This is a genomic window from Kitasatospora sp. NBC_00458 (assembly GCF_036013975.1).
Lineage (GTDB): Bacteria > Actinomycetota > Actinomycetes > Streptomycetales > Streptomycetaceae > Kitasatospora.
This window is the reverse complement of sequence record NZ_CP107904.1, coordinates 4108066-4130307: the sequence shown is the minus strand read 5'-3', so window position 1 is coordinate 4130307 and position 22242 is coordinate 4108066. Positions and strand designations below refer to the sequence as shown.

General features: G+C 75.6%; 24 protein-coding genes. 7 read left to right on the top strand and 17 right to left on the bottom strand.

Features of this window, described 5'->3' with window-relative positions; all coding sequences use genetic code 11:
- Positions 1-36: 36 nt before the first annotated feature.
- The 3 genes from OG550_RS16895 to OG550_RS16885 all read right to left on the bottom strand — a co-directional run bounded on the left by OG550_RS16895 (position 37) and on the right by OG550_RS16885 (position 2145).
- Complete coding sequence (locus OG550_RS16895; protein WP_327678396.1) at positions 37-789, bottom strand: Clp protease N-terminal domain-containing protein; 753 nt, start codon at positions 787-789, stop codon at positions 37-39.
- Between the two features lie 92 nt (positions 790-881).
- On the bottom strand, positions 882-1589 hold the full coding sequence (locus tag OG550_RS16890; protein WP_327678394.1) for a class I SAM-dependent DNA methyltransferase: 708 nt from the start codon (positions 1587-1589) through the stop codon (positions 882-884).
- A 109-nt stretch (positions 1590-1698) separates the two neighbouring features.
- The gene (locus OG550_RS16885) at positions 1699-2145 is read right to left on the bottom strand and encodes a GNAT family N-acetyltransferase (protein ID WP_327678392.1); all 447 of its coding nucleotides are present in this window, start codon (positions 2143-2145) and stop codon (positions 1699-1701) included.
- A 51-nt stretch (positions 2146-2196) separates the two neighbouring features.
- Between OG550_RS16885 and OG550_RS16880 the strand changes: the two genes are divergently transcribed.
- The gene (locus OG550_RS16880) at positions 2197-2769 is read left to right on the top strand and encodes a GNAT family N-acetyltransferase (protein ID WP_327678390.1); all 573 of its coding nucleotides are present in this window, start codon (positions 2197-2199) and stop codon (positions 2767-2769) included.
- 71 nt (positions 2770-2840) lie between these two features.
- Here OG550_RS16880 and OG550_RS16875 read toward each other — a convergent pair whose 3' ends face one another.
- The 3 genes from OG550_RS16875 to OG550_RS16865 all read right to left on the bottom strand — a co-directional run bounded on the left by OG550_RS16875 (position 2841) and on the right by OG550_RS16865 (position 5507).
- Entirely contained in the window at positions 2841-3575 is a 735-nt protein-coding gene (locus OG550_RS16875; RefSeq protein WP_327678388.1) for a tyrosine-protein phosphatase, read from the bottom strand.
- A 186-nt stretch (positions 3576-3761) separates the two neighbouring features.
- Positions 3762-4493, bottom strand: coding sequence for a VC0807 family protein (locus tag OG550_RS16870; protein ID WP_327678386.1), 732 nt, complete (start codon positions 4491-4493; stop codon positions 3762-3764).
- A gap of 234 nt (positions 4494-4727) precedes the next feature.
- Positions 4728-5507 carry a hypothetical protein gene (locus OG550_RS16865; RefSeq protein ID WP_327678384.1) on the bottom strand — a complete coding sequence of 260 codons (780 nt, stop codon included), beginning with the start codon at positions 5505-5507 and terminating at the stop codon, positions 4728-4730.
- A gap of 394 nt (positions 5508-5901) precedes the next feature.
- On the opposite strand from OG550_RS16865, the gene OG550_RS16860 reads away from it, so the two are divergent.
- The 3 genes from OG550_RS16860 to OG550_RS16850 all read left to right on the top strand — a co-directional run bounded on the left by OG550_RS16860 (position 5902) and on the right by OG550_RS16850 (position 10197).
- Positions 5902-6726, top strand: a complete 825-nt coding sequence (locus OG550_RS16860) for an RNA polymerase sigma factor (protein ID WP_327683932.1) — start codon at positions 5902-5904, stop codon at positions 6724-6726.
- Positions 6723-8060 carry a hypothetical protein gene (locus tag OG550_RS16855; protein ID WP_327678382.1) on the top strand — a complete coding sequence of 446 codons (1338 nt, stop codon included), beginning with the start codon at positions 6723-6725 and terminating at the stop codon, positions 8058-8060. Before OG550_RS16860 ends, OG550_RS16855 begins: the two co-directional genes overlap by 4 nt.
- A gap of 586 nt (positions 8061-8646) precedes the next feature.
- On the top strand, positions 8647-10197 hold the full coding sequence (locus OG550_RS16850; protein ID WP_327678380.1) for a protein kinase domain-containing protein: 1551 nt from the start codon (positions 8647-8649) through the stop codon (positions 10195-10197).
- 98 nt (positions 10198-10295) lie between these two features.
- Here the strand turns inward: OG550_RS16850 and OG550_RS16845 are convergent, their stop codons facing one another.
- Positions 10296-10601, bottom strand: coding sequence for a cupin domain-containing protein (locus tag OG550_RS16845; protein ID WP_327678378.1), 306 nt, complete (start codon positions 10599-10601; stop codon positions 10296-10298).
- Between the two features lie 104 nt (positions 10602-10705).
- Between OG550_RS16845 and OG550_RS16840 the strand changes: the two genes are divergently transcribed.
- Complete coding sequence (locus tag OG550_RS16840) at positions 10706-11080, top strand: VOC family protein (protein WP_327678376.1); 375 nt, start codon at positions 10706-10708, stop codon at positions 11078-11080.
- 45 nt (positions 11081-11125) lie between these two features.
- On the opposite strand, the gene OG550_RS16835 is transcribed toward OG550_RS16840, so the two are convergent.
- The 8 genes from OG550_RS16835 to OG550_RS16800 all read right to left on the bottom strand — a co-directional run bounded on the left by OG550_RS16835 (position 11126) and on the right by OG550_RS16800 (position 19151).
- A complete protein-coding gene (locus tag OG550_RS16835) occupies positions 11126-11731 on the bottom strand; it encodes a potassium channel family protein (protein WP_327678374.1) in 606 nt (201 codons plus the stop codon).
- Positions 11732-11820: 89 nt separating this feature from the next.
- The gene (locus tag OG550_RS16830; protein WP_327678372.1) at positions 11821-12558 is read right to left on the bottom strand and encodes a response regulator transcription factor; all 738 of its coding nucleotides are present in this window, start codon (positions 12556-12558) and stop codon (positions 11821-11823) included.
- Positions 12555-13826, bottom strand: coding sequence for a sensor histidine kinase (locus OG550_RS16825; RefSeq protein WP_327678371.1), 1272 nt, complete (start codon positions 13824-13826; stop codon positions 12555-12557). Before OG550_RS16825 ends, OG550_RS16830 begins: the two co-directional genes overlap by 4 nt.
- A gap of 131 nt (positions 13827-13957) precedes the next feature.
- Positions 13958-15397 carry a hypothetical protein gene (locus OG550_RS16820; protein WP_327678369.1) on the bottom strand — a complete coding sequence of 480 codons (1440 nt, stop codon included), beginning with the start codon at positions 15395-15397 and terminating at the stop codon, positions 13958-13960.
- A gap of 244 nt (positions 15398-15641) precedes the next feature.
- A complete protein-coding gene (tatA, locus tag OG550_RS16815; RefSeq protein WP_327678367.1) occupies positions 15642-15965 on the bottom strand; it encodes a Sec-independent protein translocase subunit TatA in 324 nt (107 codons plus the stop codon).
- 185 nt (positions 15966-16150) lie between these two features.
- The gene (locus tag OG550_RS16810; protein WP_327678365.1) at positions 16151-16606 is read right to left on the bottom strand and encodes a YidH family protein; all 456 of its coding nucleotides are present in this window, start codon (positions 16604-16606) and stop codon (positions 16151-16153) included.
- Between the two features lie 182 nt (positions 16607-16788).
- On the bottom strand, positions 16789-17427 hold the full coding sequence (locus tag OG550_RS16805) for a class I SAM-dependent methyltransferase (RefSeq protein ID WP_327678363.1): 639 nt from the start codon (positions 17425-17427) through the stop codon (positions 16789-16791).
- Between the two features lie 200 nt (positions 17428-17627).
- The gene (locus tag OG550_RS16800; protein WP_327678361.1) at positions 17628-19151 is read right to left on the bottom strand and encodes an MFS transporter; all 1524 of its coding nucleotides are present in this window, start codon (positions 19149-19151) and stop codon (positions 17628-17630) included.
- A 122-nt stretch (positions 19152-19273) separates the two neighbouring features.
- Between OG550_RS16800 and OG550_RS16795 the strand changes: the two genes are divergently transcribed.
- Positions 19274-19909 (top strand): TetR/AcrR family transcriptional regulator, encoded by a 636-nt coding sequence (locus OG550_RS16795; protein ID WP_327678359.1) that lies wholly within the window; start codon positions 19274-19276, stop codon positions 19907-19909.
- A 15-nt stretch (positions 19910-19924) separates the two neighbouring features.
- Here OG550_RS16795 and OG550_RS16790 read toward each other — a convergent pair whose 3' ends face one another.
- Positions 19925-20242, bottom strand: coding sequence for a cupin (locus OG550_RS16790; RefSeq protein ID WP_327678357.1), 318 nt, complete (start codon positions 20240-20242; stop codon positions 19925-19927).
- A 183-nt stretch (positions 20243-20425) separates the two neighbouring features.
- Here OG550_RS16790 and OG550_RS16785 point away from each other — a divergent pair, with 183 nt between their 5' ends.
- Positions 20426-20692 carry a hypothetical protein gene (locus OG550_RS16785; protein WP_327678355.1) on the top strand — a complete coding sequence of 89 codons (267 nt, stop codon included), beginning with the start codon at positions 20426-20428 and terminating at the stop codon, positions 20690-20692.
- 201 nt (positions 20693-20893) lie between these two features.
- On the opposite strand, the gene OG550_RS16780 is transcribed toward OG550_RS16785, so the two are convergent.
- Positions 20894-22051, bottom strand: coding sequence for an acyl-CoA dehydrogenase family protein (locus OG550_RS16780; RefSeq protein WP_327678353.1), 1158 nt, complete (start codon positions 22049-22051; stop codon positions 20894-20896).
- Between the last annotated feature and the right edge of the window lie 191 nt (positions 22052-22242).

The following is a 22242-nucleotide window of genomic DNA, read 5'->3' as shown; positions in this document are numbered from 1 at the left end:
GGGCCCCGCCCGTCCCGGGGCCCCGGAACGGTCCGGTCACTCCTGGGCGTCGTCGGTGCTCGTCGCGATGAACGCCGCGAGGATGTCGGCGACGAAGGCCTCGGTCTCCGCCTTCTCCACCCCGAGGTCGCTGAGCACGCCGGCGCCGTTCTCCAGCTCCAGCAGCGCGAGCAGGATGTGCTCGGTGCCGACGTAGTTGTGGCCGAGCTTGAGCGCCTCCCGGAAGGTCAGTTCCAGCGCCTTCTTGCCCTGGGTGTCGTACGGGATGAGCGCCGGGACCTCCGCGGCGGCGGCCGGGAGCGCCGCCGTCGCGGAGGTCCGGACCGCCTCGGAGGACACGCCCTGGGCGGCCAGAGCCCTGACGGCCAGGCCGTCGGGCTCGGCGAGCAGGCCGAGCAGCAGGTGTTCGGCGCCGATCTCGGCGTTGCCGGCCCGGCGGGCCTCCTCCTGGGAGGACATCACGACGTTGCGGGCGCGGTCGGTGAAACGGCCGAAGCCCTGGCTCGGGTCGAGGTCGTTCGGGGTGGCCGGGTCCTTGGGGACGAACCGCTTCTGCGCGGCCTGCTTGCTGACGCCCATGCTGCGGCCGATGTCGGTCCAGGAGGCGCCGGAGCGGCGCGCCTGGTCGACGAAGTGGCCGATGAGGTGGTCGGCCAGCTCACCGAGGTGGTCGCCGGCGATGACCGCGTCGGCCAGCTGGTCGAGCGCGTCGGTGTGGATCTTCTTGATGGCCTCGATCAGGTCGTCGAGACGCAGCGGGGTGGTCTTGGGAACGATCGGATTCTCCATAGCGTCAACCGTAGGTTGTCGACCCCAGGATCGTCAACCGATGGTTGACGATCCTGGGATTCGAGTTGCCCGGCCCGCTCCGCGCCGGGGTCTCAGCCCCGCTTCTCCCAGACGTACGCGGCCGAGACCGGGTGGCTGCGGTACTTCTCCCACTTCGGCTTGAGCGCGATCCACGCGTCGTCCACCACCGCCTCCGCCATCTCGACCAGCGTCCAGCCGGCCGCCAGTCCGGCGGTCAGGTGGTCCGAGACCAGGTGGACGTGGGTGGTGATGGCGATGTCGGCGCCGTCCTCACCGGTGAAGTGGGTCGGCATGCCGGCCGCCATGATGAAGTACGGGTGCAGGCCGACCAGGACGCAGCGCCCGCCCGGGCGGGCCAGTCGCCAGGCCTCGCGGTAGTACGGGCCGAGGTCGGCGAGGTGCTCGTCGATCAGCGAGGACACCACCAGGTCGTACGCGCCGGAGGTCAGCCCGGTGGCCTCGACGTCGCCCTCGGTGAGGCTGTCGTGGGCGCCCCGCGCCCGGGCCGCGGCGAGCATCTCGGGGGTGAGGTCCACCCCGTCGAGCACCAGGCCCGCGGCGGCCCGGTCGCGCAGCCAGGCGCCCGTCCGGCCGGTGCCGCAGCCCAGGTCGGCCGCGCGGCCGACCTCCGGCCAGGCGGGCACGGTGAGCCGGTCGAGCACGGCGAGGTCCATCGCGTCCTCGACGGTCCGCTCGTACGTGGCCACCCACTGGGCGTAGCCGGTCCTGACGTCCACGGTCGGGTAGTTGCGGGTGTCGAAGTCGGAGAAGTGCACCATGCCGGGAAGTATCGTGCGCACCGCCGGTCGGCCGCGAACGATTATCGGACGCGGGTCGGGGCGGCGCGGCGCGGGCCGGGTGCGATCCGGCGCTCCGTCAGCACGCTTGTCAGAGCGCGAGCTTGAACCCGTCGTGGCTGCGCGCGAAGCCGAGCGAGGCGTAGAACCGGTGGGCCTCGGTGCGGCGCTTGTCGCTGGTGAGCTGGACGAGGGTGCAGCCGCGCGCGCGGGCCCGTTCGACCGCCCGGGCCAGCAGCTCGCGTCCGAGGCCGGCGCCCCGGCGGTCGGCGCGGACCCGGACGCCCTCGATCAGTGCGCGTTCCGCACCGCCCCGGCCGAGGCCGGGGATGTAGGTCAGCTGGAGGTAGCCGACCACCGTGCCGTCGCCCCCGTCGAGGACCAGCATCTCGTTGCGGGCATCGGCGTCCACGTCCGCGAAGGCGCGGGCGTAGGCTTCGTCGACCCGGACGTCGGCGGGGTCCGTCACGCCGTCCTCGTCGGTGAGGAGGGCGATGATGGCGGGCAGGTCCTGAGGGCTCGCGGTGCGGAGGATCACGCCCGGAGTCTGCCAGAGCGGCGGCGGGACGGTCGGTCGGAGGAGGCGGCGATGCGGGTACTGACCCTTCCGGAGGCCGAGGTGCCCGCGGAACTCAAGCTCCAGGTCGCCGAGTTGCAGGACCTGGTCTGGCCGAGGCCGCCCGGGCCGTCGGCCGATCCGGTGCACGACCCGGCGCTGAGCCCGTCCTCGATGCTGCTGGTGGACGGCGACCGGGTGGTGGCCGCGCTCGACGTGCTCTCCAAGCCGCTGACCCACGCCGGGCGGACCTATGCCGCGAGCGGGCTGAGTGCGGTGGTCACCGACCCGGCGCGGCGGGGCCGCGGGTACGGGCGCCGACTGGTGTCGGCGGCCCGCGCCGCGATCGAGGAGGGCGGCGCGGACCTCGGGATCTTCACCTGCGACCGGGAGCTCCGGGGCTTCTACGAGGGCGCGGGCTGGGAGCCGTTGCCGGGCGCGGTGCTGGTCGGCGGGACGGTCGGGAGGCCGTTCCCGAGCGATCAGGACGGCTTCGACAAGCTGACCATGGCGGCGTTCCTGACCGGCTTCGCCCGGCGGCACCGCGCGGAGTTCGCCGGCGCCCGGATCGGGCTGTACCCGGGGGAGGTCGACAGGCTCTGGTAGCCGTGGCGGAGGTGACGCCGGGTCGGACCGCGGCGGACGAGGCCGCCCGGGCGGGGGTGCCCGGGAGGAGATCAGGCGATCAGGCGGGCCCGGGTCGCGGCGAGGTCGGCCCGGTCGACGCCGGCGGCCAGTAGGTAGCCGGTCGGTTCGAAGCCGTCGAGGGCGGCGTGCAGGGCCTCCTCGGCGGTGGTCCCGGCCTCGGTGAGGACGGCGTCGATCCGGCGGTACTGGTCGGGCAGGCCGAGCATGCCGTACAGCGGACGGACGTTGGGCGCGCTCAGCAGGTAGTCGGCGACGATCTCGGCGGGTTCGACGCCGGCCAGGGCGAGCAGCAGCAGGGCGGCCAGGCCGGTCCGGTCGCGGCCGGCGCCGCAGTGCACGACCAGTCCGCCGGGGCGGGCGCCGGCGATCGTGGTGATCAACTCGGCCGCGGCGTGCGGGCAGTGGTCCAGGTAGGGGCGGAGCGCCAGCGGGGTCCCGTCGAGGTGTCCGTACGTCTTCCACCAGGCGGGGCCGGCGAGTTCGTCCAGCGGCACCCGGATCAGCTCGACGTCGTCCGGGAGGGGGAGGAGCGGCTTGTACTCCTCGATGTTGCGCAGGTCGACGACGGTGCGGACGCCGTGGTCGAGGAGGGCGTCCCACCCCTCGGCGGTGAGCCGGTCCAGGTTGTCGGCCCGGACGATCGAGCGGGTGGTGGTGCGGGCGCCGGTGGTGGTGCGGAGGCCGCCCAGGTCGCGGACGTTGAGGCAGCCGTCCCAGACCAGGCTGCGGTCCTCGGTGGTGGTCTGCTCGTGTGCCCGGCTCATTGGCTCCCCGTTTCCTGATCGGAGGTCCGTTACCCCCTCGTTATGTGGACTCCCGGGGGATCCGGATGGTTCCTCTGATGTTCGGACGATCGATGTTCGGATGATCGTATGCCTGATGGGATGTCAGATGGGTTGGGAACGGCGGGAGGAGTGGAAGGGCGGGCGGGGAGCCGGGCGGCCCGGGGTTCAGACGGCGGCCTCCGCGCGGACCAGCTTCTCCATCGGCTGCGCCGCGGCCTGGCCGAGCACCGACCCGGCGACGATCGCGGCGACCAGCAGCACGGTGGAGAGCCAGGCCATCGTCGCCACCGGCAGGGTGAAGGCGCCGACCACCCGCGCGACGCACTCGGCCAGCAGCGCGGTGCCCCAGACCACGGAGAACAGCCGCTCGTGGCGGCGGAAGGCGCGCGAGCCGGCGGCCCGGCCCCCGGCCAGCCGCTCCCAGGCGGCGTCGCGCGCCCGGTCGCCCTTGGTGAGGAAGGGGCGCAGGGCGGCGGACATCAGCGGCCCGGTGGTGAGCGCGGAGCCCAGGACCGCCAGGGCGAGGGCGCCGGTGAGCACGCCGTCCTTGGCCACCATCAGCCGGGCGTCGCCGGTGACGGTGGTGAGCGCCAGGCCGACCAGGTTCACGCCGAGCATCAGCGCGGCGAAGCGGTTGAGCGTCCGCTCGCGGACCAGGCCGAGGACGGTCCGGGCCGCCGGGACGGCACCGCTCCAGGCGAGGGCGGCGAACTCGCTCAGGCCGACGATCGAGTGGAGCAGGTAGAAGCCGGCCAGCGGTGCCGCGATGTCGATGAGGAGCGGGCGGAGGGCCGCGGCCGACGGGCCGGGGTTCTCGGCGCGGGCGTGGGCGCGGCCGACGGCGACGTCGGCGGTGGCGGTGCTCGCGGGTGCGGCGACGGCGGCGGTCTGGCTCACGGTGGGTCCTCCCCGGACTGGCTGCGCGGTCCGCGGGCGGTGCCCGCGTCGTGCCTCCAGTCTTCCGAGCGGGGCCGGTCGCGAGGCAGTGCCGTCCGTTGCGGGATCGGCATGACGGTTGTCACGGCCCGGGCCGTGACAGGGCCGCTGAGCTGCTCGGATCCGTGGCGGCGGGGGCTCTCCGGGGCCCGCTCGGGGCCGCCCTGGCGGGGGATCGTCCGGCTGGGCGGGGGCTCACCGCTCCGGGCGGCCGGCACCGGGCCCGGCGTCGCGGTCGCTGTCCCGGTCGCTGTCCCGGTCGGCCTCGCGGCCGGTGTCCCGGCCGGAGTCGTCGAAGTCCCAGAGCGGGCGGCCGAGCGAGTCCAGGCAGCGGACGGTGCGGAAGCGTTCGTCGTCCGCCGACAGGAAGCCCCGGGCGACCCCGCGCAGGACGGTCCGCGCGGCCGCGTCGGCCCTGGTCCAGGCGCCGGTGAGGACGAGCGCCCCGTCGACCAGCTCGGCGCGCTGGATCCGGGCCACCGCGACCGCCGCCAGCGGTGCGTTGACCTGCTCCAGCTCGGCGGGGGAGAGGTAGGTCTCGCCGGTCCCGGCGCCCCGGTCGCCCCGGGCCCGGCGGCGCAGTTCGGGCAGGCCGTAGTGGCGGACGGCGGCCACCGAGTCGTCCAGCGCCACCTGCCAGCGCGGTCCGGGCAGCACCTCCCACCAGACGTCCTCGCCGACCGGCAGCAGTTCGCCGATGCGGGCCCGCCAGGACTCGATGCCGTAGACGGCGCGCGGGTCCGGGCGCGGGCCGGGGAGGGCGGCCTCTGCCCAGTCGGACCGGCGGACCAGGCTGAGGTCGAAGGTGTACCGGATCCGGTCCCCGGCGCGCTGCTCGACCAGGCCGAGCAGGGCCCAGTGGGTCTCGTCGGGGAGGCTGAAGGTCCGGCGCCACCCGGTGAGGCCCAGGAGGCGGAGCGCGGGCGCGAGGTGGTCGCGCAGGCCGCGCTCGTAGAGCTCGTGGGCGGTCGTCATGGCGGGTTCCCGAACGGTCGTGGCGGGCGGCGGAGAGCGGTGGGCGGAGGGAGCGGTGGGCAGGCGGCGGCGAGGGCGGGCCGGGCCGGGTGGCGCAGCGCGGAGACGGGGTGCGGCGGGGCTGCGGGCGCGGGCGTCGGCCGGGGAGCGGCGACGCGGTACGCGCGGATGGATCGTTCACCTACAACGTAGGCAGATGGCCGGTTACGGGGCAGTAGGCGAAGGCCAGCGGTCGACAGGACCTTCGACCCGAAGGCAGGTTGCCCTTGGTCCGGCCGTGACGGTCCTCCCGGCCGCCCCCGGGGACCGGCCGGTGCACCCGTGCCCGCCCGCCTCCGGCCGCGCGTAACGGTCCGACTTCGCCGGGGCGGGCTGTCGGCCCGGATGGCGCATGATGTGGCAGGTGCAGAGTGCAGAACGCCCCGGAGCGGGCACCGACAGCCCCGTCGGCCGGTCCGTACCGGTGACGACGTCAGGCCCGCCGCCCGGCCCGCCCCCGGGCGCCGCCGCCCCCGCCGACCTGACCGCGGCCGTGCGGGCCGCGCAGGACGGGGACGAGGAGGCCTACCGGCTGCTGTTCCGGAGTGTTCAACCGGGCCTGCTCCGCTACCTGAGGGTGCTGGTCGGCGGTCGGCCCGAGGGCGTCCAGGACGCCGAGGACATCGCCTCCGAGGCCTGGCTGCAGATCGCCCGGGACCTGCGCTCCTTCTCCGGCGACGGGGACGCCTTCCGGGGCTGGGCCGCCACCATCGCGCGCAACCGGGCGCTGGACCACCTGCGCGCCCGTCGCCGCAGGCCCGTCGCGGACCTGCCGTTCGAGTACCTGGCCGAGCTGGCCGCGGGGGACGACACCGCCGGCGCGGCGCTCACCTCGGTCGGCACCTCGGACGCGCTGGCGCTGATCTCCCGGCTGCCGCCGGACCAGGCCGAGGCGGTGCTGCTCCGGGTGGTGATGGAACTGGACGCCGAGAGCGCCGCCCGGGTGCTCGGCAAGCGGTCGGGCAGCGTCCGGATGGCCGCGCACCGCGGGCTGCGCCGGCTCGCCAAGCTGATGGACCAGCCCTTCGCGGCGGGCGCCGCCGGACCGGGGATCCCCGCCGCGCGGGCGGGCGGGGCCGTCGGCAGGGCCGTTCGGGAGGGAGTCGGAAAGCCGGTCGAAAAAGATTCTCCACAGGGTGTGACAGAACGCCGGGCCGCGACGCTGAAGGACATGAGATGAGCACCAACCGACCCCGTCGGATCGACCGTGACACCGCCGAGCAGCTGCTCGCCGGTGCCGTGGGAGGCCCGTCGGCCGGGCAGGGCGCCTCGCTCACCGGACCGGACGGCAGCACCGTGCATCCTGGGCCGCGACCGCCCGTGGGCGGGCAGGCGGAGCAGGTCGCCCGGGTGCTCGCAGCCGCGGCGGCTCCGGCGGCGCGGGGCGAGCTGGCCGGGGAGGAAGCGGCCCTCGCCGCGTTCCGGGAGGCCCGTCTCGCAGCTGTCCCAGCAGTACCCGCCGCACCCGCACCCGCACCCGTCCGGAGACTGACGATGGCGACCGCCGCACTGACGAGGGCCTTCAGCACGAAGGCCGTCGCCGTCGTGCTCGGCGCCACGGCGCTCGGCGGGGTCGCGGTCGCGGCCGGGACGGGCAACCTGCCGTCCGCGCTCGGCGGCGGCTCCGACGAGCCGCACCGCAGTCCGGTCGCACCGGCCGCGTCGGGCCCCTCGTCCGCCCCGGCGGCGGTGCGGTCCGAAGCCCCGGCCGGTGCCCCGTCCGCGGGGCCGTCCGCCCCGGCCCCGTCGACCGGGCCGCCCGCCGGATCGGCCGCCGCGCCGTCCGCGGGCGCGTCCGGCAGTCCGTCCGGCGCCGCGTCCGACGGCCCTGCCGCCTCCGGTCCGTCCACCGGGGCGGGCCACCCGTCGGCACCGGGCGCGTCGGCCGGGCCCTCCGCGGAGGGCCGTGGCCTGCCCGGGACGGGGGTGTCGGCCGCGCTCTGCAAGGGGTTCGCCGACCGTGCGGGCAAGGGCGAGCGGCCGCGCCTGCTGGCCAAGGAGCCGCAGTACGGGGCGCTGGTCGTGGCGGCCGGCGGCCCCGAGAAGGTGGAGGCCTTCTGCGCGGACGTGCTCCGCAGGGCGGACGACGACCGCCGGGGCGGCTCCTCGACGCGGCCGCGGCCGGGCGGGAGCGGATCCGGCAGGGGGTCCGGTGACGACCGCGGTGACCGCGACGGCTACGGCGGCTACGGCACCCTGGGCGGGTCCGGCACCTCCGACACCTCGGGCGGCTCCGGCGGCCCGGGCGGTTCCGGGGACGGCCGCGACGGCGGCGGCTACAGCGGGGCGGGCAGCGGTGGGAGCAGCGGGGGGAGCGACCCCGGCAGGACGACCACGGGTACCGCCCTCCCGTCCGTGACCGCGCCGGTCCCGCCGACCGCGGACGGCCCGCCCGGTGCGACCGGTGCGTCCGGCCCGTCCGCGACCGGGACCGCGCCCCCCGGCCCGTCCTCCTCCACCCGGCCCGCCCCCGACCGCGGCGGCAGGCCCGACAGCGCCTCGCCCAGGAGGTGACCCAGAACTCCGGGTGGGCGGTGAGCGATTCCCCCCGGGCTCGCCGCCCATCCGGACCGTCCCACCCGGCACGACCCGCACGACCCGGCGCCACCGCAGGACCCGGCTCCACCGCAGTACCCCGCACGCCCGCGTGACCCGGCTCCACCGCAGTACCCCGCTCCACCCGAAGACTCCGGGTGGCCGGTCGGCTCCCCCGTGCCCACCGACCGCCCGGCCGGCCCCGGCCGGACCGGCAGGCGCACTTCCCGGACGCGCCGCCGGCCCGGCCGGGCCGGACCCAGCCGGCCCGCCCGCCCGCAGTCAGGGCGGGCCGGCACCTCCGCGCACGACCAGCTCCACCGCTCCACACCTGGACCCGACCGTGACCGTGACCCGGTACGACCACGAGCCGGCGGCCGGGGATCCGCTGCCCGGTTCCCCGGCCGTCTCCCCCCTCCCCGAGGACCCTCGGGACCGCCGCCGCCCCGGTGCCCGCGGAGTCCTCCGGCCGCCGCCGCCCGGGCCCGCCGTCACCGGGGGCTATCGTGCACACGTGCACGAGGCGGTCCGGGGCCCCGGACAGGGCACGTGAGGGGAGTTCCAGGTGATCGGACGGGCGCTGAACGGGCGTTACGAACTCGTCGAGGTCCTCGGCGTCGGCGGCATGGCCACCGTCTGGCGCGGGGTGGACCACGTGCTGGGCCGCCAGGTGGCCGTCAAGGTCCTCAACGGGGGCCTCGCCGACGACCCGCGGTTCGCCGAGCGGTTCGGCCGGGAGGCGCAGCACGCCGCCATGCTGGTCCACCCGAGGATCGTCATGGTCTTCGACTCGGGCGTCGACCACGGCTCGCCGTACATCGTGATGGAGCTGGTGCAGGGCCGCTCGCTGGCCGCCCTGCTGGCCCAGCGGCCCGGACTGCCGGTCGAGCAGGCGGTCGGGATCGCGGCCGCGGTCTGTGAGGGCCTGGCCGTCGCCCACGGCGCGGGCCTGGTGCACCGGGACATCAAGCCCGGGAACATCATGATCACGGACGACGGCGGGGTGAAGGTCGTCGACTTCGGCATCGCCCGGGCCGGTTCCTCCCACAACCTCACCCAGACCGCGTCCGTGCTCGGCACCGCCGCCTACCTCTCGCCCGAACAGGCCACCGCCAGTCCGCTGGACGGCCGCACCGACCTGTACGCGGTCGGCTGCGTGCTGACCGAGATGCTCACCGGTGCACCGCCGTTCACCGCGGAGACGCCGGTCGCCATCGCCTACCGGCACGTCGGCGAACAGCCCCTGCCGCCCTCGGCCCGGCGCCCCGGCCTGCCGCCCGCCCTGGACGCCGTCGTGCTGCGGCTGCTCGCCAAGAACCCGGCCGACCGCCCGGCCGACGCGGCCGCCGCGCGCGCCGAACTGCTCTCCTGCATACCGGGGCTGGTGGTCGCCGACCCGACCACCGAACTCCTCGCCGCCGTCCCCCTGCCGCCGGCCTTCCCGGGCGCCGACCAGCAGCACACCACCCTCCTGCCGCCCCAGCCGCCGGCGCCCCGCCCGCCCGCCGCGACCTCGGTAATGGCGCCGGTGCCGGTGCCGGCTCCGCAGCCGGTGCCCGGGCCCGTCCGGGAGGACCGGCGCAAGCCGCTGGTCTTCGGCGCCCTCGGCCTGGTCGGCATCGCGGGAGCCGCGATGATCGGCCTCACCGCCTTCGACGACCCGGGTGCTCCGGCCGCCTCTCCCAAGCCCGCCACCAGCGCGTCCGCCACCGCCACGCCGACGCCGACCGCGACCACCCCGACCGTGGCACCGACGCCGACCCAGAGCCCGACGCCCACCGCCACGCCCACCAGCGCCCGCCCCACCACCCCCGCGCCGCACGATCCGGCCCCGCTGGTCCAGATCAACGCGCTGCGCCAGAGCATCGCCCAGACCCAGGTGGAGAAGGACCGCAACCGCCAGGTCGACCTGCTCCACACCCTGGACGACGCCACCGCCCGCCTCAACGAGGGCCAGACCGACGGCGCCGTCCGCGAGTTGAAGGGCGCCCAGAAGACCGTCCGCGACCTCGCCCGCAAGCGCGCCATCGACGGCCAGACCTACCAGAACTGGAACTCCCGGCTCACCTCCCTGATCACCTCCCTCAACGCCACGGTCGACGCCGAGGAGGACTGAGGTCCGGCCGGGTCCGGCCTCCCGGGGTGGGCTCACCGCCCTGCCGCGCCGGGGCACCGGAGTGTCGCGGTCGTTCGCCGGGGGCCCACGGCCCGCCGTCACCCCGCTGCCGGTTCCACGATGAGGAGCGTGCCCCGGCTGCCCTCCCGGACGGTGTGGCGGGCGCCCGCCGGTACGAGGTACAGCTCGCCCGGACCCACCGACAGGTCCGCGCCCTCCACGGTCAGTTCCAGCCGGCCGTCGAGGACCACGAGCGCCTCCGCGCCGCCGTGCGCCTCCTCCGGGACCGGGGTCCCGTCCATCCGCAGCACCTTGACCCGGGCCGTGCCCACGTCGCCCAGCGCGTGCGAACTCCAGGCCTGCGGCAGTGCGCCGGCGGTGCGGAACAGGTCGACCTGGCTCATGGCATGCCTCTTTCCGGTGGAAGCTCGCGCTTCGGGTCGGTGGATGTCCCGACGCTATCCGGGTCCGGCCCCCGATCGGTCGACCGTTTGGCAAAATCACGCGCATGCTGAAGATCGGTTCGGTGGTGCTCGGGGTGGCGGACGTGCGACGCGCGGCGGAGTTCTGGGGCGCGGCCCTGGGGTTCGCGCCGCGGGACGGCGAGGAGGCCGGGGACCGCTGGGTGGTGCTGGTCCCGCCGCCGGGACGGGCCGGGGTCCAGGTGGCGCTCGGGCGCAGCGAGTCGCCGGTCCAGGAGCACCCCCGGGTCCACCTGGACCTGTACGCCGACGACGCGGCGGAGCAGGCGGCCGAGGTCGAGCGGCTGGTGGGCCTCGGCGCGCGGCGGGTCGACTGGGACCTCTACCCGGAGGACCCGGACTTCGTGGTGCTGGCGGATCCCGACGGCAACAGGTTCTGCGTCATCGACACGAGCCGCTGAGGCCGGGCGGGGCGGAGGCGGGGCGGGGCGGTGGCGGGCCGGGGGTCAACCGGGGCCGTGCCGCCGCACCCGCTGTTCGACGCCGGTGCGGACCTGCCGGCTCAGCACCCCGGCGGCGGCCGCCAGGAAGACGAAGTTGTAGACGATCTGCAGGATCACCACCATGCGCGGTCCCTGGCCCTCCGCGGTGATGTCCCCGTACCCGACCGTCGCCATGGTGACGATCGTGAAGTAGAGCGCGTCGAGCCGGGTCTCCAGGCCGTCGAACTCGCCGGGATGGGCGGCGAGGACGTAGTAGCTGCCGGCGAAGACGGTCAGCGCGAGGCAGATCAGGAACACCAGCCAGACGCCCGGGTGGTGGCCGGTGCCGCGCAGCATGTCGGCGATCCGGGCGAGCAGGAGGGCGGAGAGCAGGACGAGCGCGGCCGCGAAGACCAGCCAGCTGAGCACCGGGCGGTCGTCGCCGAGGGTGCGCAGCGGCAGGGTGAAGTAGCCGAGCATCAGCAGGGTGAACGAGCCCAGGAGCAGGCCCCAGGCCCGCAGGTCGACGCGGTCCGGGGGCAGCGGCTCGGGCAGTGGCTCGGGCGGTTGCCGTGCCGGGCGCTGCGGCGGCTGCTCGGGGGGCGGAGGCGGCTGCTGGTCGGCGGACATCCCCGCCAGCCTGCGGTACGCCGCCCTGCGTCCGCCCGCCGGACTGCTCCGTCCGGGGACGCGGGCCCGGGAGGACGGGCGGGCCGGGTTCAGCCCGCCAGTCCCTGCCGGATCGCCAGCACCGCCAGCCGGACCCGGTTCGGGCTTCCGGTCTTGGCCATCAGGTTGGAGACGTGCGTCTTCACCGTGGTCACCCCGAGGTGCATCCGTTCGGCGATCTCGATGTTCGACAGTCCGTCCGCGATGTGCCGGAGCACCTCGTGCTCACGCCCGGTGAACCGGGCCACCGGCTGCCGCCGGCCGTCCTCGCCGGTCCAGTCCGAGGCGGCCCGGGCCACCACCCGGCGCAGCACGTCGGGGCTGTACGGGCTCTCGCCCGCCGCGGCCCGGCGGACCGCGTCCAGGACACCGGCCGGATCGACGTCCTTGGCGAGGAAGCCGCAGGCTCCGGCGGCGAGTGCCGGGTAGAGGCGGTCGTCGTCGTCGAAGGTGGTGAGGACGACGGTCCGGGTCGAGGGCAGCAGCCGGTGGAGTTCACGGGTGGCCGTGATGCCGTCGGTGCCGGGCATGTGCAGGTCCATCAGCACCACGTCCGGGCGGAGCAGCAGGGCCAGGTCGACGGCGCGGGCGCCGTCGGCGGCCTCCCCGGCCACGGTGAGGTCGGGGGCGGACTCGCAGAGCATCCGGACGCCCGCCCGGACGAGCTGCTGGTCGTCGACGATCAGGACGCTGACGGCGGGGGTGCCGCCGGGCGGGGTGCCGTCGCTCCGGGCGCCGTCGGTCCGGGCGCCGTCCGGCGCGGCACGGCCGGCCGGGGCGGCGGTCACGCGGCACCGCCGAGGACCCGGGACGAGGGCGCGGGTGGCGGTGCGGGAGCCGGCGCGGGTGATGACGGTGCGGGAGCCGGCACCGACCCGGTCGGGGGTGCCGTCAGGGGCGCCTGGGGGAACGGCCAGGAGGCCGCCAGCCGCCAGCCGCCCGGCACCGGGCCGGTCTCGATCGTCCCGCCCACCAGGGCCACCCGTTCGCGCATGCCGAGCAGTCCGTGCCCGCCGTCCATGTCCGTCCGTCCCTCTCCCGCGGTGCCTTCCGGCAGTTCGTTCTCCAGCTCCAGCCGTACCCGGGCGTCCTCCGTGGTGGCCCGCAGCCGGACCCGGGCGGCGGGTCCGGCGTGCTTGGTGACGTTCGCCAGCCCCTCCTGCACCAGCCGCAGCACCGTCAGGCCGCCGAGCGCGTCGAGCTCGGCGAGCCGCCCGCCGATGTCCGCGTCGATCCGCAGCCCGGCCTGCCGGGAGCGTTCCACCACGCCGTGCACGGCGGCCGGGAGGTCGGCGGTGTCGGCGAGCAGCGGGGCCAGCCGGACGGCGTCGGGCTCGCGCAGCGCGGTGAGCAGCCGCCGCAGGTCGGCCAGCGCGGTGGTGGCGGAGGCGTGCACGTCGTCGAGGACGGCGGTGATCCGCGGGTCGGTGGCGGGCAGGACGTGCCGGGCGACCCCGACCCGCAGCACCGTGGAGGCCAGGTGGTGGGCCACCATGTCGTGCAGTTCGCGCGCGATGGCGGCGCGTTCGCCCATCCGGGCGCCCCACTCGGCGAGGTCCCGGTTCCGCTCGGCCTCGCGGGCCCGGGCCTGGGCCGTCCGGGTGGCCTGCTGGGCCGAACGGATGTAGCCGGCCAGCAGCACCGGGACGCCGCCGACCACCGCCGCCCGGTAGAGCGCGCCCGCCAGGCTGCCGGGCAGCCCGCCGGCCGCGTGGGCGAGCTGGACGGCGAGCAGGGCGCCGCCCGCCCACCGGACCCGCGGGCCCCAGTGGCGGACGGCGAGGTCGAAGAAGGCCGCGGCGGTACCGACCTTCACCTCGACCTGCACGGTGTGCGCGACCAGCGGCACCGCCAGCGCGCACTGGCCGACCGCCACGGCGAACGGCCACCGCCCGCCGACGGCCGCCAGCAGCAGCGCGCCCACGCCCACCGCCCAGTCGGCGGCGCCCAGCCGGCCGGGTCCGCCCGGGCCGTCCGCCAGCAGCAGGTAGCCGAGCCCGGACAGCACCAGCGCGGGCCGCAGCAACCTCAGTCCGATCCCTCGCGTTCCCCACACGCTGTCGAGCGTAGGGCGGCGGGCGGCCGGGCTGATCGTCCCTCAGGCCGATCCCGGGCCTCCTCCTTCAGGCCGGTGGCGGGTGGGCCGGGCCCGGGCCCGCGCGCCCCCGGACCGCGCGCCGCGGCCGCTCAGGCCGGGTGCCCCGCGCCGCCGCCCGGCTCGTCCAGGAACTCCAGCACCGCCAGCACCGCCAGCAGTCCGAGCGCCAGGGAGAGCGTCACCAGGGCGGTCGGGTAGCTCCAGAGCACGAACGCCAGCACCGCGCCGGCCACCGCGGCCCAGCCGAGCCACGCCTTCCACCGGTGCACGAACCGGCCGACCGGCCCGAACCGCAGCCCGGCCCGCTCGGCGCTGTTCCGGACGGCGCCGAGCCCGGACCCCCACATGCCCCGGGCGGCGACGGCCCACCGGCCGGCGCCGCTGAGCCAGGCGCCCAGGGCGACCAGCAGGCCGAGCGCGATCACCACCCGGACGGCCGACCGCAGGTACCGGATCAGCGTGTCGTACACCGCCCCGGCGGCCGCCTGGTCGACGCCGGCCGGCAGTTTGTCGAGGTAGACGGCCCGGAAGACGGTGAGCCCGATGCCCAGCACCAGCGCGCCGCCGGCCACGAGCAGCGCGGCGGTGACGGCGGCCCGGCGCCGCCGGACGGCCAGCAGCACGCCGCCGACCGCGCAGGCCACCGTCAGCACCGGCAGCCAGAATCCGGCCAGGTCCAGCAGCCGGAAGGCGGTCCGGACCTTGGGAATGGAGTCCGACTGGACCAGCGTGAAGTCGGTGTGCACCTCGGGGATCTTCGAGGCGACCGACAGGCCGTCGGCGATCAGACGGGTCTTCGCCCGGTCGATCAGTGGCGCGAGGTCGAGCACCACGGTGTCGTTCTTGATCTCGATCGCGCCGCCGCCGTGGCCGGTCAGCATCTTCTCGATGGCCGCGTGGGCGTTCCGATTGACCTCGGTCCAGACGGTGGCGAAGGCGTCGCTCTCCACCAGTTGCTGGACCCGGTCGTGGACGAAACCGGTGAGCCCGCTGGTGAGCGCCTGGCTGAGGGGGGCGATCAGCGCGTTCAGCCGGGGGCGGTCGTCGGGGGCGGCCGACTCCAGCAGGGACTCGACCGGGATGTGCTTCATGATCTCGGTGGTGGCCCGGTTGGTCACCGCCGCCTGGATCGCCGGGTCCCGGGCGAGCGGCGCCATCGTGGCCACGTACCGGTCGGTGTCGGTGATCTGGGACTTGGTCCAGGCGGCGGCCAGGCTCAGCGGCGTCAGGACGCAGGCCAGCAGCACCAGGAAGACGGCGAAGGAGGACCGGACGCGGTGGTGCCGGTGGGAGGCCTGGGCCTTGAGCTGGGCCGTGAGCCGCGCGTCGTGGTCCTCGACGGCGCTGAGGCGGGCACGCAGCTCGGCCAGCTCGTCGGAGCTCCGGTCGCCGGGCGGCGGGGCGGGCGGGTCGACGGGTGGCTGAGCGGGCTGCCGGGCGGGGTCCTGCGCGGGCTGCTGAGCGGGTTGCCGAGGGGTCGGCCGGTCGGGCTGGTCTCCGGGGCCGTCGGCCGGCTCGTTCGTCGGCATGCCTCAACTCCGTTCCTCCGGTTGGTACATAACAGGAGATAACGGATCAAGGGGGACGGCCAGTCGGGACGGCCACTCAGGCCGGGTGGCCGGGTGGCGGGTCACGGCCCGGTGAGAGGTCCGGTGAGCGGGTGCGGGGGTGGCGGACGGTGTCAGGCGCGGCGGAGCCCGGACACGACGAAGCCCCCGCCGTGGTGGCGGGGGCTTCGGACGACGCTCGGACGGCCCGCGTACGGGGCCGGTCTCAGGCGGTGGTGGTGGACCGGGGGGCCTCGGTGGCCTTGGTCACGTTGGTCGGCGTGACCGCGGGGCGGGCCTGCTCGGCGGCCGGCTGCGCGGGCTGGGCGGCGGCCGGCTGGGCCGGGGCGGCGGTGCTCTGCGCGGTGCCCGCGGCGGCATCGGCGGCGGGGGTGTCGTCCTCGCGCATCGCCTTGGTCTCCGCCTTGAGGATCCGCATCGACTTGCCGAGGCCGCGGGCCATCTCCGGCAGCTTCTTCGATCCGAACAGCAGGATTACGACAGCCAGCACCACGAGCACGTGCCAGGGCTCAAGACCGTTCCGCAGCATCCCTGGCCACCGGTCCCTTCTTGTGTAGAGGCGTCCGTCACAGTTGGGCAAAGCGCCCGACCTGGCCAGTATGCCTGCCTGTACCGGCGAACGTATACACCGGCCGGGAAACGCTGGTCAAAAACCAGATGTTGGGGGAGCGGCCGAGGGGCAGTGCTCAGCCCGGAACGACGGGCCGGGCCGGGTCAGCCCCCGTACCCGATGATCAGTCCGCAGAACACCGCCGCGATCAGGGCCACCCCGACCGAGAGGACGAGCAGCGTCGGCGTCCGGGGCAGCGGGGCACCGGTCCGCATCGCCGTCTCCACCTTCGTCCACCGCCGGTACGCGGTCGCCCCGAGCACCGCCCCGCCCAGCGCGCAGACCACGGCCAGCGTGACCCGCAGGGGCGCGGGCGCGACGTCGGGGGTGAGCTGGTCCACGGCGATGCCGCCGGCCAGCAGGCCGAGCGCGGTGCGGATCCAGGCCAGGAAGGTCCGCTCGTTGGCCAGGGTGAACCGGTAGTCGGGCTCCTGGCCGACCCCGGGGACGCCGGCGGGCCCGTCGTCCGGGTCGTCGTCCGGTCCTCTGCGCGGTCCGTCGTCCGGTTCGCCCGCGGGCCGGGCCGGTGGTCGGGCCGGTTCCTCCTCCGGCTGCGGCATCGGGCCTCCGTTCGGCGCCGGACCTTCGGCCGGATCCGGACGGTGCGGGTCTGCGGCGGGCGCTCCCCGCCGACCCTAGGACGGGGCCCGGTTCCCCGCAGCTCGGGAGGCGGGCGGCCCCGGCGGCCGGTCGCGGCGCTCGGTCCCGGTGGCCGGTCGCCCCGCGCCGCCCCGGCGACCGGTCAGTCCCGGCGGGCCAGCAGGTAGCCGCGGCGGGTCTCCGCCTCCTGCGGGTAGGGGCCGCGCTCCAGCCGGGCCGTCACCGTGAACCCGGCCTCGTGCAGCAGCCCGGCGACCGCCTCGGGATCCAGGAAGTGGAAGTCCACGTCGACCGGGTGTCCCCACCACTCGTCCAGCCGCCGCACCTCGCTGCCCAGGTGGAACGCGACCAGCAGCACCCCGGACGGCCGCAGCACCCGCCGCATCTCCTCGAAGGCGGGCCGCAGCTCGTCCGCCTCCAGGTGGATCACGGAGTAGAGCGCCACCCCGGCGGCGAACTCCCCGTCGGACGCGGGAAGCCGCAGCAGGTCGCCGACCCTGAACTCCACCCCCGGGTGGTCCCGCCGCGCGACCGTCACCATGGCCGGCGAGAGGTCCACCCCCACCGCCGTCACCCCCTGCCCGGCCAGCCACCCGGCCACGTGCCCGGGGCCGCACCCCAGGTCCGCCACCGTGCCGCCGGCGGCCTCCTCGGCCACCGCCGCGAGCAGGGCCCGGTCTACCGGCTTGTGGGCGAGCTCGCCCCCGAGCCGCTCCCGGTACTCCTCCGCGACGGCGTCGTAACTCGCCCGCACCCGACCGTGGTTCGCCTCGTCCGACATACGGGAAGCCTGGCACGTCCGTTCGGTCCGGTGCACCCGGATATCCCCCGGGCCGGTCGGGGCGGGGCAGCGCCGGCCGAGGGCGACGGGGCGGGGAAGGCGAGAGCCCCCGCCCGGGGTGACCGGGCGGGGGCTCCTGATGACGCGCGTGCGGGATCGGGGCCTGCGGCGGGTTCGGACGGCGCGCGCAGGCGGTGGGTTCAGACGGCGGGGCGCGCCGGGAGGTGGCGCATCAGGCGGTAGGCGAGGAGGGAGGCGGCGACCGCGAACAGCAGGCCGACCACGGCGGCGACGTGCAGGCCGTCGGTGAAGGCGGCGCGGGCGGTGTCGAGGAGGTCGGTGCCGATCCGGCCGGGCAGGTGGGCGGCGACGGTGACCGCGCCGCCCAGGGTGTCCTGCGCGGTGTGGGCGGCCGTGTCGTCCAGTCCGGCCGGGAGGGCGCCGTCCAGCCGGGAGCGGTAGACGGCGGCACCGGCCGCGCCGAGGAGCGCGATGCCGAGGGAGCTGCCGAGCTCGACCGCGGTCTCGGAGGTCGCGGAGGCGGCTCCGGCCTGCTCGACGGGTGCGGCGGAGACCACCATCTCGGCAGTGAGGGTCATGGTGCCGACGGTGCCGGCGGCCAGCACGCCCGCCGCGGTGAGGATGAGGGCGAGCGGGGAGTCCGCGCCGACCTGCGTCATCATCCCGAAGCCGGCCGCGCCGACCAGGAAGCCGCCGGCCATCAGGACCGCCGGGCGGACCTTCCCGGCGAGCGCCGAGCTCACGCCGACGGCCGCGCCGACGCCCACGCTGGGGACGAGCGACCAGAGCGAGGCGGTCAGCGGGCTCATGCCCTTGACCAGCTGCAGGTACTGCGAGGTGAAGAGGGTGAAGCCCATCATCGCGAACATCGCGACGGTGTTGACGCTGATCGCCCCGCTGAAGGCGCGGATCCGGAAGAGGCTCAGGTCGAGCAGCGGCTGGGCGGCGGTGCGCTGGCGCCAGTAGAAGGCGCCGGCGAGGAGCAGGCCGACCGGGACGGCGAGGGCGGGGAGCAGGCTCCAGCCGTCCACCGCGAGGGTCTTGACGCCGTAGACCAGCGGGAGGACGGCGGCGAGGGAGAGCGCCGCGCCGGACAGGTCGAAGCGGCCGTGCTGCGGGGAGCGGTACTCGGGCAGCAGGGCGGGGGCGGCGAGCAGGACCAGGGCCATCACCGGGACGGCGAGCAGGAAGGCCGAGCCCCACCAGAAGTGGTCCAGCAACAGGCCGCCGGCGACCGGACCGAGGGTGGCGCCGGTGGTGAGGACGCCGCCCCAGGCCCCGAGGGCGATCTGGCGCTGCTTGGGGTCGTGGAACATGTTCCGGATCAGCGCGAGGGTCGACGGCATCACGGTGGCGCCGGCGGCGCCGAGCAGGGCGCGGGCGGCGATCAGCTGGCCGGCGCCGTCCGCGTAGGCGGCGAGCACCGAGGCGCCGATGAATCCGGTGGCGCCGATCATCAGCAGCCGGCGGCGGCCGATCCGGTCGCCCAGCGCGCCCATCGTGATGAGCAGTCCGGCGAGCAGGAACGAGTACATGTCCATGATCCACAGCTGCTCGGTGCCGCTCGGCGCCAGCGTGGTGGAGATGTAGGGGACGGCGAAGAAGAGCACGCCCATGTCCATGGTGAGGACGAGGGTCGGGAGCAGGAGGACGACGAGTCCGATCCATTCGCGACGGCCTGCGCGGCCGGTGGTTGCGGTCATGGGGGAAACAGTACGGTCGTGTCAGACGCTTGTCTAGTACGAGCGTCTGAATCATCCGTGCGAGACGACCGTGCGAGACGACCGTGCCAGACGTCCGTCCGGATGGACGTAGCATTCGGAGCATGGGAAATCGCGAGGACCTGATGGCCGGCGCCAAGCGCTGCCTGTACGAGAAGGGCTACGGGCGCACCACCGCCCGGGACATCGCCACCGCCTCCGGCGTCAGCCTGGCGGCCATCGGCTACCACTTCGGCTCCAAGGACGCCCTGCTCAACGCCGCGCTGATCGAGGCGACGGGGGAGTGGGGCGCCCGGCTGGCCGCCGTGGTGGCGCGGGCCGGGGAGGCGTCGGACGATCCGGAGGAGCGGTTCGTCGCCGTCTGGGACGGCGTGAAGGAGACCATCGCCGAGCACCGCGGCCTCTGGGCCGCGCAGTTCGAGGCGATGGTCCAGGTGGAGCGGGTGCCGGAGCTGCGGAACGCGCTCGCCGAGGCGCAGAAGGGCGGACGGCTCGGCCTCGCCGCGCTGTTCCAGGGGCTGCCCGAGGTCCGGGACACCGAGGAGGAGATGTCCCGCGGCATCTTCTACCAGGCGCTGCTGGTGGGCATGGCCGGGCAGTGGCTGGCCGCGCCCGAGCTCGCACCCGGCGGCCGGGACTTCCTGCGGGGCCTGGAGCTGGTCGGCGGATCGGTGCTCAAGGGTGCCGCCGGCGCGGACTGGCACGGCCCCGCCGCGGACCGGCCCGGTCCCGCCGGCTGACGGGCGGTCCGGCGCTCAGACCGTGACCGTCGTCAGCAGCACCACCGAGTCGACGTGGGCCAGCAGACCGTGCCGTTCCTGCGGTACGGGGTGGAGCCGGCCCGCCGACAGCTCCACCCGCCGCCCGGCGATGGTCAGCGAGACCCGGCCGCGGAGCACCTGGAGGCTGGCGGCGGCCGGTGCGTTGTGCTCGTCCAGCGAGGTGCCGGCGGTCAGCGCGATCACGGTCTGCCGCAGGACGCCGTCGTGCAGCACCAGGTGGGCGCTGCGGCCGTGCGGGCTCTCGGCGGCCTTCGCCGCGTGTTCCGCGACGAGCTGTTCGAGATCGACCATCACGCGTCCTCCTGCGGCGGGCGGTCCGGGTCCGGCGGGCTTGCCGGGGATCCGGCCGGGCCGTCTCCTCCGGCCCAGCGTCGCGGACGCGCCGCACGCCCGCACCCGGAGCGCGGTGCGCGCCCGTCACCGTGCGGGACCACTCGGCGTGCGGAGGCGGCCGGCTGCACCCATGGTGGAGGCATGGCGACCAACGAGCGTTTTCTCAGCGGATTCCAGGTCAACCGCTCGCTGCTGGCCGGCGGCGCGGTGCTCACGGGCATCGGCGCGCTGCTCGGGGCGGCCGGCGCGGTGATGGTGTGCGCGGCCCTGGCCACGGCCGGCCGCACCTGGGTGCGGGGTCTCGACACCCCGCCGACCGAGCTGGCCCAACGGGCGCTGCGCGAGGCCAAGGTGGCCTCGGCGGCCGGCTGGGAGGCGTGGCGCACCGAGCACCACTCGCCCAACTGAGCGACCGGAGCCGGTCGGGCGGTCCGGACGGCCGGACGGTCCGGGCCCGGCGTGCGGCCGCCCCATCCGCGCGGAGGGGCGGCCGCGGCGGCGCCGGGCCCGCCCGCCGGTCCCCGGCCCGCGGACGGCCGCCGCTCACGGGCGCGTTCGCGGTACCGGCCCCGTCGCGGGCCACCGGTCCCGTCGCAGGCCGCCGGCCGGCTACAGCCCGAGCGACTTGGCGACGATGCTGCGCATGACCTCGCTGGTGCCGCCGTAGATCCGGAAGACCCGGTTGTCGGTGTAGAGCCGGGCGATCGGGTACTCCAGGATGTACCCGTAACCGCCGTGCAGCTGGAGGCACTTGTCGATCACGCCGGACGCCGACTCGGTGCAGAACAGCTTGGCCGCCGCCGCGTCCGCGACGGTCAGCCGACCGTTCTGGTACAGCTCCAGCGCACGGTCGACCATCGACTGCTGGGCGACCACCTGCGCCTCGCAGTCGGCCAGCGTGAACTTGGTGTTCTGGAACTCGGCGACCGCCTTGCCGAACACCTTCCGGTCCTTGACGTACTGCACGGCGAAGCGCACCGCCGCGGCGGCGGCCGCGTACGCGCCGACCGCGATCGCCAGCCGCTCCTGGACCAGGTTGTGGGTCAGGTAGGCGAACGCCCGGCCCTCCTCGCCGAGCAGGTTCTCGACCGGCACCTTGACGTCGGCGAACGCGAGCTCGGCGGTGTCCGAGGTGCGCAGGCCGATCTTCTGCAGCTTGCGGCCGACGCTGTAGCCGGGGGAGGCGGTGTCCACGCAGAGGATGGAGAGGCCGGCCCGGCGGTTCTCCGGGTCGTACGGCGAGGTGCGGCAGACCACCAGGACGAGGTCGGCGAGGACGCCGCCGGTGATGAAGGTCTTGGCGCCGTTGAGGACGTAGTGGGTGCCGTCCTCGGAGAGCCGGGCGGTGGTGGTGATCCCGGCGAGGTCGGAGCCGGCCCCCGGTTCGGTCATCGCGATGGCGGTCATGATGTCGCCGGAGACGAAGCCGGGCAGCCAGCGGCCCTTCTGCTCCTCGGTCGCGTACTCCAGCAGGTAGGGGAGGACCAGGCCGGTGTGCACGCCGGAGGAGCCGAAGCTCACGCCCGCCCGTGCGGTCTCCTCGGCGACCACCGCCTGGTACTTGAACCCGCTCTCGCCCGCGCCGCCGTACTCCTCGGGCACCTCGATGCCGTAGACGCCGAGGTCGCCGAGCTTGCGGTAGAAGTCGCGCGGCGGGTGGCCCTCGGCCTCCCAGCTCTCGTAGACGGGGACGACCTCGTTGGCGATGAAGTCCCGGATGGTCTCCCGGAAGGCCTCGTGGTCCTCGGTGAACACGGTGCGGCGCACGACGGCGCTCCCTTCGGTGGGCCGGACGCGGTGGACCGGACGCCGGTGGTCGGCCGGCCGGCCGGGTGATCGCCCCACAAGTTAATCCCCGGTAGCTTCGACTGTCCAGGGTCGGAGCGGGGCCGGAACGCCCCCGTCCGCGCCGCTGCCGGAGCCCGGCGGACGGGTGTCCCAGGGCCGTGAAGTGAATC